The sequence below is a fragment of the Pseudomonas sp. NPDC090755 genome, assembly GCF_044769005.1.
Lineage (GTDB): Bacteria > Pseudomonadota > Gammaproteobacteria > Pseudomonadales > Pseudomonadaceae > Aquipseudomonas.
This window is the reverse complement of sequence record NZ_JBIVXC010000006.1, coordinates 130,121-143,810: the sequence shown is the minus strand read 5'-3', so window position 1 is coordinate 143,810 and position 13,690 is coordinate 130,121. Positions and strand designations below refer to the sequence as shown.

Sequence of the window (13,690 nt, the reverse complement as noted above, 5' to 3'; positions counted from 1 at the left end):
ACTTTCCCCTGCCTAGCCGTGTGCGTTTCCCATTGGCGTTTGGGGGGGGGTCCCCGGGTCCCCCCAACCACCGGACTCACTGTGGGAGCGGCGATGCGGCGTCCCGACTTGCCCCGCGATGCATTTCACCCCCACAGGTCGCAGCCTGGCGGCAGCGGCTACAACGCGATGGCGCTCACACCCGCCACTGCCCCAGCTTGCTCCACAACCCCAACACGGTCTTCTCGACCGCCGTGCCGGCTGCCAGCCCTACCCGCTCCTGCAGGCTTTTGCGCTCGGCATAGTGCAGGTGATAGAGGTTGGCCTCACGGGCGCGCTGGCTCAGATACTCGTCGCTGGTCATCAGCTGGTCGATCAGGTGCTTGTTCAGCGCCGCCACGCCCAGCCACACCTCACCGGTCGCCACCTCGTCGATGTGCAACTGCGGGCGATAGCGGGAGACGAAGTCCTTGAACAGCTGGTGGGTGACGTCCAGGTCTTCCTGGAACTTCTCCCGGCCCTTCTCGGTGTTCTCGCCAAACACGGTGACGGTGCGCTTGTACTCGCCGGCGGTGAACACTTCGAAATCGACGTCGTGCTTCTTCAGCAGGCGGTTGACGTTGGGCAACTGCGCCACCACGCCGATCGAGCCGAGGATGGCGAAGGGTGCGCTGACGATCTTCTCGCCGATGCAGGCCATCATGTAGCCGCCGCTGGCAGCCACCTTGTCGATGCACACGGTCAACGGCACGCCGGCCTGGCGAATGCGCGCCAGTTGCGAGGCGGCCAGACCATAGCTGTGGACCATGCCGCCGCCGCTTTCCAGGCGTAGTACCACTTCGTCACGGGGGGTGGCCAGGCTCAGCACGGCGCTGATCTCGTGGCGCAGGCTTTCGGTGGCCGAAGCCTTGATGTCGCCATCGAAATCGAGCACGAACACCCGCGACTTGTCGTCGGGCTTTTTCTTCTGCTGCTTCTGCTCCTTGGCCTGCTGCTTGCGCAGGGCCTTGAGCTCGGCCTTGTCGAGCATCCCGGATTCCAGGCGCTCGCGCAGGTCCTTGTAGAACTCGTTGAGCTTGTTGACCTGCAATTGCCCGCCCGCCTTGCGCCGACCCTTGCCGCGCAGTCCGGCGATCGCCGAGAGGACAATCAGGATCGCGATCACCAGGGTCGCGGTCTTGGCGAGAAAGCTTGCGTACTCTGCAAGAAACTCCACAGTAACTCCTTAACATGCCTGCGCCGGTACGGCGCGAACCGATAGTCAAGCATACCGAGGCCGCCCGGCCCCTACCAGCGTAGGAAATCTCCGGCAATGCAGTTCAAACGCCCTTTTCAAACGCTTGTATGTTTTTTCATTGACAGCCTGCTGGCGGCAACCTAACCTCGGCTCATCCTTAGCGCAGGCGGACGACGTGGGCAGTATCTACCTGATTCGACATGGCCAGGCTTCATTCGGTGCGGACGACTACGACGTCCTCTCGCCCGTGGGCATCCGCCAGAGCGAAGCACTCGGCGAGCACCTGGCTCAACTGGGCCTGCGCCTCGACCGCTGCCTGGCCGGCGACCTGCGCCGTCAGCAGGACACCGCACGCCTGGCCCTGGCGGCCATGCACAACGCAGGCTGTGAGGTACCGCTCCTGGAGACCGACAACGCCTTCAACGAGTTCGATGCCGATGCGGTGATCCGCGCCTTGCTGCCCGGTCTGTTGCCGCAGGAGCCCGAGGCTGCGCACATCCTGCGCAACGGCACACAGAACCGCAGCGAGTTCCAGCGCCTGTTCGCCCTGCTGGTGCAGCGCTGGCATGGCGGTGAGCACGCCTGCGAAGGCGCCGAATCCTGGCAGGCGTTCGTCCAGCGCGTCGACGACGGCCTGCAGCGGGTGCTGCAACAGGCCGGCAGCGGCGACAATATTGCGATCTTCACCTCCGGCGGCACCATCGCCGCCCTGCTCCACCTGGTAACCCGTATCACTGCCGGCCAGGCTTTCGAGCTGAACTGGCAGATCGTCAACACCTCGCTCAGCCACCTGAAGTTTCGTGGCCGCGAGGTGGCCCTGGCTTCCTTCAACAGCCAGGCACACGTGCAGCTGTTGAAGGCGCCGGCGCTCATCACCTACCGTTGAGCACCGGCTCGTTGCGACCCGCAAGGTCGCGCAAATCACTTAACAAGGAACACACCATGAGCGATGTAGCAAAAGCCGTCGAAGCGATGAAAGCCAAGTTCAACCCAGCCGCTGCTGCCGGTCTTGACCTGGTGTTCGGTTTCAACATCACCGACGAAGACAAGCACTACGCCCTGATCGTCAAGGATGGCACCTGCGAAATCCAGGAAGGCGAAAACGCCGATGCCAACTGCACCCTGGTGCTGGACAGCGAAACCCTCAAGGGCATCGTCAGCGGCGAGACCGACGGCATGCAGGCCTTCATGGGCGGCAAGCTGCGCGTCGAAGGCGACATGATGCTGTCGATGAAACTGAGCGAGCTGTTCCCGGCCTGAGCCTTGCGCTGATGCCGAACAAAACCGAAGCCTTCAAGTGCTTCGGTTTTTTTTTGCCTGCGCCATGGCGCATGGCATCAGGGGCGTTGATCGACCTGCAACACGCTGGCCTATAAGGCTGTGCAAGGCTTGTCCAGGCCGGTCACGAGAATTAGATTAGCCAATAATCTCTGGCTTCCATCATAAGGGAAAAGCATGACGCTCACTGACCAGTCCACCCAGGTCCGCCCCGGCGAAGAACTCGATGTCGCTGTGATCGACCCTTATCTGAAGGCTAACATCCAGGGCTTGAGCGGCACGCCCCGGATCAGCCAGTTCCCCGGCGGTGCCTCGAACCTGACCTACCTGGTGCAGTACCCCGGACGCGAGTTCGTCCTGCGCCGCCCGCCGTTCGGCCACAAGGCCAAGTCGGCCCACGACATGGGCCGCGAGTTCCGCATCCTCAACCAGCTCAACAGCGGCTTCCCCTATTGCCCCAAGGCCTACGTGCATTGCACCGATGAGTCGTTGATCGGTGGCGAGTTCTACGTGATGGATCGGGTCAAGGGCATCATCCTGCGCTCCGACCTGCCGCCGGCGCTGGGCCTGGACGCCGGACGCACCGAAGCGCTGTGCAAGAGCTTCATCGATCGCATGGTCGAGTTGCACCAGGTCGACTACAACGCCTGCGGCCTGGGCGACCTGGGCAAACCTGAAGGCTACGTGCAGCGCCAGATCGAAGGCTGGAGCAGCCGCTATGAGAAGGCCCTGACTCCCGATGCGCCGCGCTGGGAGAAGGTCGTTGCCTGGTTGCGCGAGAAGATGCCGGCCGATCATCCCAAGCCTGCCATCGTGCACAACGACTATCGCTTCGACAACGTCATCCTCGATGCCGACAACCCGATGCGCATCATCGGCGTACTCGACTGGGAGATGACCACGATCGGCGACCCGCTGATGGACCTGGGCAATACCCTGGCCTACTGGATCGAAGCGGCGGATCCTGCCCCCGTGCAGCTGATGCGTCGCCAGCCGAGCAACGCCCCGGGCATGCTCACCCGCCAGCAGTTCGTCGACTACTACGCCGAGCGCGCCGGCATCCGCATCGACAACTACGACTTCTACTACACCTACGGCCTGTTCCGCCTGGCCGGGATCGTCCAGCAGATCTACTACCGCTTCTACCACGGCCAGACCCAGGACAAGCGCTTCGCCCAGTTCATCCACATGAACACGTTGCTGGAGCACATGAGCCTGCAGGTCATCGCCACGTCCAGCCTCTGACCACTACAACAAGGAAAAGACCATGTCCAAGACCCACCTGTTCGACCTCGACGGCAAAGTCGCCTTTGTTTCCGGTGCCAGCCGTGGCATTGGTGAAGCCATCGCCCATCTACTGGCCCAGCAAGGTGCCCATGTGATCGTCTCCAGCCGCAAGCTGGAGGGCTGCCAGCAGGTGGCCGACGCCATCATCGCAGCCGGTGGCAAGGCCACGGCCGTTGCCTGTCACATCGGTGAGATAGAGCAGATCAATGCGGTGTTTGCCGGCATTCGCGAGCAGTTCGGGCGCCTGGACATCCTGGTCAACAACGCCGCCACCAACCCGCAGTTCTGCAACGTGCTGGACACGGACCTGGGCGCCTTCCAGAAGACCGTCGACGTCAACATTCGCGGCTACTTCTTCATGTCGGTGGAAGCCGGCAAGCTGATGCGCGAGCACGGTGGTGGCAGCATCATCAACGTGGCCTCGATCAACGGCGTGTCGCCCGGCGTGTTCCAGGGCATCTACTCGGTGACCAAGGCCGCGGTGATCAACATGACCAAGGTCTTCGCCAAGGAATGCGCGCCGTTCGGCATTCGCTGCAACGCCCTGCTGCCGGGCCTGACCGACACCAAGTTCGCCTCGGCGCTGGTCAAGAACGATGCGATCCTCAACACCGCCCTGCAGCAGATCCCGCTCAAGCGCGTGGCCGATCCGAAGGAAATGGCCGGTGCGGTGCTGTACCTGGCCAGCGATGCGTCGAGCTACACCACGGGCGTGGCGCTGAATGTGGATGGCGGTTTCCTGTCGTGAGACAAGCCCCGCGCCTGATCAGGCGCGGGGCCTGCCGTTTACCAGTCGAAGTTTTGCCCGGTGGCAATCACATGGGTCAAGTGCCTGAGCCAGCGTTGCAGATTGTCTTGATACCCAGCCCGCAGGATATTGATGCGCTCGTGCCAGACCTGTGCGCTGATCTGGCCACGTTCTACTTGAGTCTGCAACTGCCGGCGCCCCTGGAGCCAGACTTCACGAGGGCTACCGGCCCGGTCTAGGGCATATTCAGTCCAGAAACCATTATGAAAGCGACGACCTTCAGCAAGCCCCTCATCCACCACCGACCCCAGCACAATGTTCAAGCCATGTGCTGTGCTGGCGGACAATTCGACAAGTTCTGCTTGCAGCGCTTGCACCAGGTCCGGTGGAAGCTGAATCCCGCCCAAGGGCTCGAGAGGCTCGCCATCACGCGGCGCCTGCGAGATCTCAACAGCCCCGTCTCGGGTCACGGCATGCAGTAGATGCTGCCAGAGGGCCTCATGCTCATCGCCCTCGCCTCCATCCACCGCCATGAATTGGTCAGGAAATGCTTCATTGAAGCGCCTCTGGATATGTTCCAGCCGACTGCGCTGCACAGCCAGGCGCACCAGCTCACGGGCACGGGGCAAGCCTGCGGCGACCTGATTGATCCGACTCAGTTGTGCCTCCCATTCGATGGACAACAGATGAGGTTCAGCACCCGCGCGCGCGCGCAGCGCAGGATCGTGCTCCAGCATCTCGAGGATGTCCCAGGCCCGCCTTAGTGTGGTTGCCCGTGCCTGGGCATAGACCGCCGTGAGCTCGATATCCACCACGTTGCGCATGGCCTGCAGGCATTCGGGAATCTCCCGTAAGCGTTGCCACAGTGCACGCTGGGCGTCATTCGCCTCATGGAGCAAGAACTGATAGAAGCGTTCGCTGACCAGCAGGTCGACGTGCTCAGTTTGATAGTGCTCGACAATTCGCCCATTGCTTTGCTCATCCAGCGGATTGTCACGCAGGTCCAGCGCTCGCCTGATCCGCGGCGGGAGCTGGAAGCTGTCTTCTTCGATGTGCACGATTGCGTTGCCCCTGAGGTCCACCACGTTTGCTCGCTGCAGGTTGGCCAGGTTCTCAGGAATAGCTGTCAGCCCACACCTTTCAAGCGTTAACCTGCGTAGATTCAACATCTGTGCGATGTGCGGGGCCTGGAGCAAGGCGTTGTCGGACATGTCCAGTACACGCAATTGCCCCGCGTTCGGAACGTTTGGTATGGCATCAAACAGGTTATCTTCCAGGTACAAGTACCTCACACCGGTAAAATGCCGGGTGAAGGCTTCTGGCAAGCTGCTCAGGTTGTTGCTTCCCAGGTTGAGCTCGTTGACCTGGCCCAGGTCCCAGTCCAGATCCGGGAAATCGTGCAGGTCAACATCGTGCAGGTCTAGCCCGATAAGGTCGATCTCCACAATGTGAGTCGGCGCAAACAGGTCAGCCATCCGAGTTTCGCGCCAGCACCTGATCACCTCCCTGGACATGTGCTGGCGTCCCTCATGGACGCCAGCCCATTGCCGCAATGCCCGCTGCCGGACATCCAGTGCCTGGCGATAGTTGGCCAGCATGTCGACCGGCTGGTGCCCAAGGTTCCGCCAGGCCGCCAACGTATCCAGCACCTGGTCGTCATCGAGGTGCGGGAAGAGTTCACGCAACCGCTGGATCAGTACGTCTTCGCTGCTCTGGATCGCATAGCCCGATGCGTCGGTACCGTCCCCCCCGCCACGCAAGCGACCCTGTGCCGGGCGCCTGGTTGAGGCCGTCCAGCGCGAACGCAGCTCTGAAATACGGTGCAGGAGCCTGACCTTGAGCACTTCGGCATCTCCCGTGCTCAAGCCCAGCGCCTTGCGCCGAACATCGGGGAGCGCATGCAAAATCGCCCGGAAGACATCATTACGGGCCGCCTCGGGATAGAGCGAGTGCAGTGCCTGGTCGTTGGCGTAGGCTCGATACCCCTGGCTTTCCCGGACAATACGTCGTTGAACCGCAGCTCTGCCGTTGCCGACGCGTGTCACCTCCGGCCCCTGTACAGAACCGACACGCAGCTGCAGACAGACTTCGGATGACCAGCCGGCGAGTTCCGGTAGCGCCTCGAACACCAGGCCTTCACTCCGCGCATCTGCCAGCTCCGGCCAGATCAAGCCCTCCAGGCGCCGTACCAGCGAACGTTCGGCTTCTATCCGGCGCGCCTGACGTGCGATGGACTCGGGGAAGACCCCGCGCTCGGACCACTGACGCCTGGCAGACGCCGGGGCCTGTTCGATCACCCGACGCGCCAGCGGGGGCTCGAGGGTTTTGAACCGACGCCGCAGTTCATCCAGCAATGAGGACGGTGCACCAGCATCCCGGTAGCGACTGGCAAAGATTTCAGCCCGACGTTGGGACACATGCTCGGCGACCTCACGGCGCAAGGCCCCGACCCTTTCGTGCGCAGGTACCTGCTCGGGAAACAGGCTGGCCAGTGCGCGGTCATCCAACTGCTCGATAACGACCCCGGCCCATTGGCCATTTTGCAGTTCGGTCCGGGTCACTTTTACCGGGTTGCCGGCAAAGCCTGGCCGTTCACCATAGAGCGCCGAGGCCCCCCAAGGCTCGGGCCCCTCGAACAGCTCCAGCGCCAACCCTTGCGGCCACCCGGCAATCTCTGGCATCAGCTCAGCGATAAAGTCCGCCTCCAGCGTGGTTCGCGCCCCCCTGCCAATCCCCTCGATGACCTGCCCTATCTGCTTGCGGATAAGCAGCCGCTCACAGCTGTCGGCCAACAAGGGATCAACGGGTTCGCCGTCAATGTGCATGCGCCGCAAGGCGTCGCCATGGGTGCCGGTCAGCTCACAGGCCTGATCCAGCTCCTCGTCGCTCAAGGCCTCCACACTTTGCCCCAGGCGGCGCATCAGCTGACGTCGCGACCAGCGCAAGGGTTGTTCATGGGGCGAGTGCCAGGCGCCTTGTCCATTGTGCTGCAAGGCCGGCTCATAGGCATCAGCCTGCGTGGGGTGGCGCAAACGCCATGGCCGGGCGCGTTCATCCACCAACTCGTAGTAACGCCCGCCCTCCTTCACATAGCTGCGCCCACTCTGACGGTAGACACCCGAGGCATCAGGCAGCAAACCCTCCGCCAGCTCGTGATGGCTTTGATAGGGCGCCAGGTCCTGCTTCCACAACCGCCGCTGACCATCCGGGCGCTCCACCTCCACCAGCTGGTCAACCACCGGCGAGACACTGGTCAGACGCAACACACCATGGGCCCCAGCGCCCAGCCCGACGGTCACCGCGACGTTGATGGCGATGGATTTCAAATGCGCCAGGGCCTGTTCCTGGTCGCCGGCTTCCCAAGCCTGGACACCTTCGAAGGCCTCCTCCATCAATTGCCCGGCCATGATCGTCAGCATGATCGGCCCCAACGCCGGAACGAAGAAGGCTGCGCCATTGAGGATGTTCAGGCCAAAGGAGGCATACTGGTCCAGCGAGGTGAGCCAGGCCTGATAGTCGACCTCGGCGGTCGGTACCGCAATTGCGCGGGCTTCGGTTCGGGTGCGGGCCAGCATCAAGTTGAAATGGCGCTCGAACAGATCGCCAATCACCGGGTGCTCGACCAGTGCGTCGACGCCATGCACGGTGGACGGCAGACTCAGGGCGCGCACAAAACCGGCTTGTTGGCTGCGCGCCACCAAGGTGCGGATAAACCCCTGTTCCTTCGGGTCGACCAGACGCGCCTTGAGCGCCTGGGCAAAAGCGCTGCGCGAGGGGTACTGCTTGAGCGGCGCCTGGGTGTCCCCTGGCAGGTAGGCCACGCAGCGCTCACTCGCACCGATCCCCTGGGCGGATTCGCAAATCAATACAACATCGGCCAAGGCAAAGCCGGCGACTGCCAGGTGGCTGAGGGTCAGCGAATGCCCGGTCTCCACTGTCGGCTGGCGCAACAGCCCTTCGATTCGCTCATGCAGGTCGGCATCGATATCGCCCTTGAGCTGCGCCAGCTTGAGCTGCACTTGCAGTTCAAGCTTTTGCGCGCGCACATAGTTGCGACGAATCAAAGGCCCGCTGACCGCCCCCTCGAACACCGCCGTGAGGTGATCCTGATAGCGCTTCCCCAAATCCAGGTCGCGACACAAACCGGCAAACTGCTCCGGCGTCAGCGCCAGGGTACTGCTGTAGCGAATCGAGTCGCTGGCGCGGCGCTGCGGGTCAACTGTTTCCGGAAAAGGTTGCAACGCCTCAAGTGGCGCCAGCTGGCTGTAGCGGTTGTAGCGCAGCTCATCCATCTGCGCCACTTCGAAGTTCTGCAGTGCCGCCTGGAGCAGCGGCTGTCGGGCGATCAGCACCTCTGACAACGCGTCGGAGCGCAGGCTGGCATCATCGCGCAGGTGCACGAATTCATGGGTGAGGCTATCGACGGTCAGGCCATGGTCGCGCTGGATGGCGTCTTCGAGCAAAGGCCGGCAAAACCCATGGATATCCTTGAGCCCGCGCAGCGCCAGAGCCGCCTGGCGTCGGGCGTCAGCAGCCGAGCGCGCCAGCGTGGCCAGGTGTTGCCGCTGTGCTGGGGTTGCCTTGTTTAGCCAGGCCGATTCCTGGGCGGGTAACAATCCCAGGTGCAACGATGCCAGTTGCTGCTCATGCGCATGCCTTGCCCAGTTCGGCAAGCGCTGGCGCAAGAAAGCAGTATGAATTCCGTCTTCAGGCGCAATCATGGTCAAGTCTCGATGGTGAGGAAAACATCACTTGACCATGCTGGTGAGGATTCGGCGGACTACTTATATATCGCCTTGCCATGGCATCTACGGCTGGGCAGTCCAGGCGCTTGGGTTTACCATGTCGGCCGTCCCGCGCTGCGGTTGCGCGCCCTGCCAAGCCGATCCCATGCCTTTCGAACTCAGTGTAGAACCCACCACCCTGCTAATCCTCGCCGCCGTGGCCTTCGTCGCCGGCTTCATCGACGCCATCGCCGGCGGCGGTGGCCTGCTCACCACCCCGGCCCTGCTCACCGCCGGCATGCCGCCTCACCTGGTGTTGGGCACCAACAAGCTCAGCTCGACCTTCGGTTCGGCCACCGCCGGCTTCACGTACTACCGGCGCAAGCTGTTCCATCCGACGCAATGGCGCCATGCCCTGTTCGGCACCTTTGTCGGCGCCCTGCTCGGTGCGGTCATCGCCCATTACCTGCCGGCCGAATGGCTGAACAAGATGCTGCCGGTGATCGTCTTTCTCTGTGGCGTCTACCTGCTGTTCGGCGGCACGCCCAAGGCACCGCTGGACGCCGACGTACCGGTGAAGAAGAAATGGCAGCTGCCCCAGGGCCTGACCCTGGGCTTCTACGATGGCGTGGCCGGCCCCGGCACCGGCGCCTTCTGGACCGTCAGCACGCTGCTGCTCTACCCCATCGACCTGGTCAAGGCCAGCGGCGTGGCGCGCAGCATGAACTTCGTCAGCAACGCCGCCGCCCTGTCGGTGTTCATCTTCTCTGGCCAGGTTGACTGGCTGGTGGGCTTGTCGATGGGCTCGGCGCTGATGGTCGGTGCGTTCTTTGGTGCCCGCACCGCCATCAGCGGTGGCAGCAAGTTCATCCGCCCGGTGTTCATCACCGTGGTGCTGGCCCTGACCGTGCGCCTAGCGTGGCAGCACTGGTTCGGCCAGGCCTAGGCGGCGCGCCACGTACAGGTCGATCAGGTACCGAGCAATCGAGCGCCCCGCCGGCAGCGGCGGCAGCGCATCGACCCGGAACCACTGGGCATCTTCGATCTCGTCAGGCTGCATGACGATCTCGCCACCGGCGTACTCGGCATGAAAACCCAGCATCATCGAATGCGGGAACGGCCAGCACTGGCTGCCGACGTACTGGATGTTCTGCACCTCGATCGCCACTTCTTCGCGCACCTCGCGCACCAGGCAATCCTCGGCCGACTCGCCGGGTTCGGCAAAGCCCGCCAGGGTGCTGTAGACGCCGGTGACGAAGCGTGGTGAACGGGCCAGAAGAATCTCGTCGCCGCGGGTGATCAGCACGATCATGCTCGGCGAGATCCGCGGGTAGCTGCGCAGGTCGCAGGGCTGGCAATACATCGCCCGCTCCAGCTGGATCTGGCTCATGGGCTGGCCGCAGCTGCCACAGAAACGGTGCTCGCGGGCCCAGGTGCCAATCTGCGCGGCATAGCCGAGGATCTTGTAGGTGTCGAAGTCGCCTTCGAGCATGAACTGGCGCAGGCCGCGCCAGCTGCAACCGGCGACTGCCTGCGACCCTTTGAGCTCCAGCAGGTACACCGGCTGGCCGTCGAAATGACCGATGCCGTGCTCGAACAGCACGTCCAGTTCCTGGCGCTTGAGCCAGTCGCGCGGGAACAGCGCGCCGTTGCCATCAACCAGAAAGCCCTCGCTGCAGCGGGCGACCGCCCAGCCGCCGGCGAGGTTCGTGTCCAGTACTGCGGTGGTCCAACGCGCTGACATCTTGCGGCTCCTTGCACGGTACGCCGCTGTGAGTCAGTCGGCGAACTCGGGTTTCTGTTTGCTCATGTGGGCAGCCACGGCCACCCGCAGATCGGTCGATTGCAGCATGGCGGCGTTCCAGGTGGCGATGTACTCCAGGCCATCGTCGATGCGGTGATCGCGCATGTAGCTGATCATATGCTTGGTGCCGGCCACGGCAATGGGGGATTTTCCCGCAATTTCGGCGGCAATGGCAAAGACTCCGTCGAGCAGCGCGGCATGGTCGTCGTAGACGCGGTTGACCAGGCCGATGCGCTGGGCTTCATCGGCCTCCACCGTGCGCCCGGTGTAGGCCAGTTCGCGCAGGATACCGTCGCCGATGATGCGCGGCAGACGCTGCAGGGTGCCGACATCGGCGGCCATGCCCATGTCGATTTCCTTGATCGAGAACTGCGCGTCACGGCTGCAATAGCGCATGTCGCAGGCCGAGACCAGGTCGATGGCGCCGCCGATGCAGTAGCCCTGGATGGCTGCCAGCACTGGCTTGCGGCAGTTGTCCACGGCGTTGAACGAGGCCTGCATGCGCAGGATGGTACGGCGCAGCAGGCGGGCGTTGCGACCGACATCCTTGCCCAGTTCGTTGGCCACCGAGGCCAGCAGCATCAGGTCGATGCCGGCGGAGAAGTGTTTGCCGGCGCCACTGATCACCACCGCGCGCACCGCGTCGGTGTCATCGATCCATTTGAAGATCTCGACGATCTCGCTCCAGAACGCCGCGTTCATGGCGTTGACCTTTTCCGGGCGGTTGATCTGAACGTGGGCGATGCTGTTCTTGAGCTCGACCTTGAAGGCCTGGTATTCGGTCAGTTCGACTTCGAGTGCTTTGTTGTCGCTCACAGTTGCATTCCTTGAGAGAGCCGGTTCGATCACCTGACTATATCAAGGCCGTGATTTCGACCAAGGCCGTGCTTGTGCCAAAACCGGGACTTTTACCTTGATCTGATGGCCTGTATCCGGCACCGTGCGCACCTGTTTGAATTATTAGGATACATTTCATGTCCCGCTCCCTGGCCGGCGCCCTGGCCCACAACTTCCTCGGGCAATCGCCCGGCTGGTACAAGGCCACCCTGTGCCTGTTCCTGCTGCTCAACCCGCTGCTGCTGTTCACCCTTGGCCCGGTGGTCACCGGCTGGGTGCTGGTGATCCAGTTCATCTTCACCCTGGGGATGGCCCTCAAGTGCTACCCGCTGATGCCGGGCGGCCTGCTGGTGATCGAGGCGCTGGTGCTGGGCATGACCACGCCCCAGGCCCTGTATGATGAGTTGCAGCACAACTTTCCGGTGATCCTGCTGCTGATGTTCATGGTCGCCGGCATCTACTTCATGAAGGACCTGCTGCTGTTCGTGTTCTCGCGGATCCTCCTGGGGGTGCGCTCCAAGGCCCTGCTGGCCTTGCTGTTCTGCTTCCTCTCGGCGTTCCTCTCGGCCTTTCTCGATGCCCTGACCGTGACGGCGGTGATCATCAGCGCCGCGGTGGGCTTCTACTCGGTCTATCACCGGGTCGCCTCGGGGAGCAACCCGCGGGAAGAGTCGGACCTGGACAGCGACCAGCAGATCGCCCACCTGCAGCGCGACGACCTGCACCAGTTTCGTGCCTTCCTGCGCAGCCTGCTGATGCATGGTGCAGTCGGCACCGCGCTGGGCGGCGTGTGTACCCTGGTGGGTGAGCCGCAAAACCTGCTGATCGGCCACGAGATGGGCTGGCACTTCGCCGACTTCTTCCTCAAGGTCGCGCCGGTGTCGCTGCCGGTGCTGGTGGCGGGCCTGGTGACCTGTGTGCTGCTGGAGAAGCTGCGCTGGTTCGGCTATGGCACCTTGCTGCCGGCCAATGTGCGCGACGTCCTGGCCGCCTACGCCGCCGAGGACGACGCCCAGCGCACCGGCCAGCAACGCGCCGCCCTGGTGGTGCAGGGTGTGGCTGCGCTGATCCTGATTGTCAGCCTGGGCCTGCATATCGCCGAAGTGGGCCTGATCGGCCTGCTGGTGATCGTGCTGATCACCGCCTTTACCGGCATCACCGACGAGCACCGCCTGGGCCGCGCCTTCCAGGACGCCATGCCGTTCACCGCGCTGCTGGTGGTGTTCTTTGCCGTGGTCGCGGTGATCCACGACCAGCAACTGTTCACGCCGCTGATCCAGTGGGTGCTGGCACTGCCGAGCGAGCAGCAGCCGGGCATGCTGTTCATTGCCAACGGCCTGCTGTCGGCGATCAGCGACAACGTGTTCGTCGCCACCATCTACATCACCGAGGTCAAGCAGGCGTTCCTCAACGGCCACATGAGCCGCGAACACTTCGAAACCTTGGCGGTGGCGATCAACACCGGCACCAACCTGCCAAGCGTGGCCACGCCCAATGGCCAGGCGGCGTTCCTGTTCCTGCTGACCTCGGCCATTGCCCCGCTGATCCGGCTGTCGTACGGGCGGATGGTGTGGATGGCCCTGCCCTATACGGTGGTCATGGGCGGGCTGGGCTGGTGGGCGGTGACCTACTGGCTTTGACGGACTCATCGCGGGGCAAGTCGAGTCGGGGGGGGGGGGGGGGCGGCCGGGGGGGGGGGGGGGGGGGGGGGGGGGGGGGGGGGGGTGTCGGGGACGCGGGGACACGCCGCACCGCGAGCGGCTCGCGCAGAAAAACAAAAACAAACAAAAAAAAAA

10 protein-coding genes are annotated in these 13,690 nt (G+C 63.3%); 6 read left to right on the top strand and 4 right to left on the bottom strand.

What is annotated here, in order from left to right; all coding sequences use genetic code 11:
* Positions 1 to 175: 175 nt before the first annotated feature.
* Positions 176 to 1,195, bottom strand: a complete 1,020-nt coding sequence (gene sohB / locus ACIQUS_RS11915) for a protease SohB (protein ID WP_403047130.1) — start codon at positions 1,193 to 1,195, stop codon at positions 176 to 178.
* A 196-nt stretch (positions 1,196 to 1,391) separates the two neighbouring features.
* Between sohB and ACIQUS_RS11910 the strand changes: the two genes are divergently transcribed.
* The 4 genes from ACIQUS_RS11910 (at position 1,392) to ACIQUS_RS11895 (ending at position 4,529) form a co-directional block, all read left to right on the top strand.
* Positions 1,392 to 2,102 (top strand): histidine phosphatase family protein, encoded by a 711-nt coding sequence (locus ACIQUS_RS11910; protein ID WP_403047128.1) that lies wholly within the window; start codon positions 1,392 to 1,394, stop codon positions 2,100 to 2,102.
* A gap of 56 nt (positions 2,103 to 2,158) precedes the next feature.
* Positions 2,159 to 2,476: an SCP2 sterol-binding domain-containing protein gene (locus ACIQUS_RS11905; protein WP_036995189.1), complete on the top strand. Its 318-nt coding sequence runs from the start codon at positions 2,159 to 2,161 to the stop codon at positions 2,474 to 2,476.
* A 195-nt stretch (positions 2,477 to 2,671) separates the two neighbouring features.
* Positions 2,672 to 3,739: a phosphotransferase family protein gene (locus ACIQUS_RS11900; protein WP_403047124.1), complete on the top strand. Its 1,068-nt coding sequence runs from the start codon at positions 2,672 to 2,674 to the stop codon at positions 3,737 to 3,739.
* 22 nt (positions 3,740 to 3,761) lie between these two features.
* Entirely contained in the window at positions 3,762 to 4,529 is a 768-nt protein-coding gene (locus tag ACIQUS_RS11895; protein ID WP_403047122.1) for an SDR family oxidoreductase, read from the top strand.
* Positions 4,530 to 4,567: 38 nt separating this feature from the next.
* On the opposite strand, the gene ACIQUS_RS11890 is transcribed toward ACIQUS_RS11895, so the two are convergent.
* Positions 4,568 to 9,250, bottom strand: coding sequence for a dermonecrotic toxin domain-containing protein (locus ACIQUS_RS11890; protein WP_403047119.1), 4,683 nt, complete (start codon positions 9,248 to 9,250; stop codon positions 4,568 to 4,570).
* A 169-nt stretch (positions 9,251 to 9,419) separates the two neighbouring features.
* Between ACIQUS_RS11890 and ACIQUS_RS11885 the strand changes: the two genes are divergently transcribed.
* Entirely contained in the window at positions 9,420 to 10,199 is a 780-nt protein-coding gene (locus ACIQUS_RS11885) for a TSUP family transporter (RefSeq protein ID WP_403047116.1), read from the top strand.
* Here ACIQUS_RS11885 and nudC read toward each other — a convergent pair.
* Positions 10,167 to 10,997 carry an NAD(+) diphosphatase gene (nudC, locus tag ACIQUS_RS11880; protein ID WP_403047114.1) on the bottom strand — a complete coding sequence of 277 codons (831 nt, stop codon included), beginning with the start codon at positions 10,995 to 10,997 and terminating at the stop codon, positions 10,167 to 10,169. The genes ACIQUS_RS11885 and nudC overlap by 33 nt on opposite strands.
* Positions 10,998 to 11,030: 33 nt before the next feature.
* The gene (locus ACIQUS_RS11875; protein WP_403047422.1) at positions 11,031 to 11,843 is read right to left on the bottom strand and encodes a crotonase/enoyl-CoA hydratase family protein; all 813 of its coding nucleotides are present in this window, start codon (positions 11,841 to 11,843) and stop codon (positions 11,031 to 11,033) included.
* A gap of 188 nt (positions 11,844 to 12,031) precedes the next feature.
* On the opposite strand from ACIQUS_RS11875, the gene nhaB reads away from it, so the two are divergent.
* Positions 12,032 to 13,534, top strand: a complete 1,503-nt coding sequence (gene nhaB / locus ACIQUS_RS11870) for a sodium/proton antiporter NhaB (protein ID WP_403047112.1) — start codon at positions 12,032 to 12,034, stop codon at positions 13,532 to 13,534.
* Positions 13,535 to 13,690: the final 156 nt, after the last annotated feature.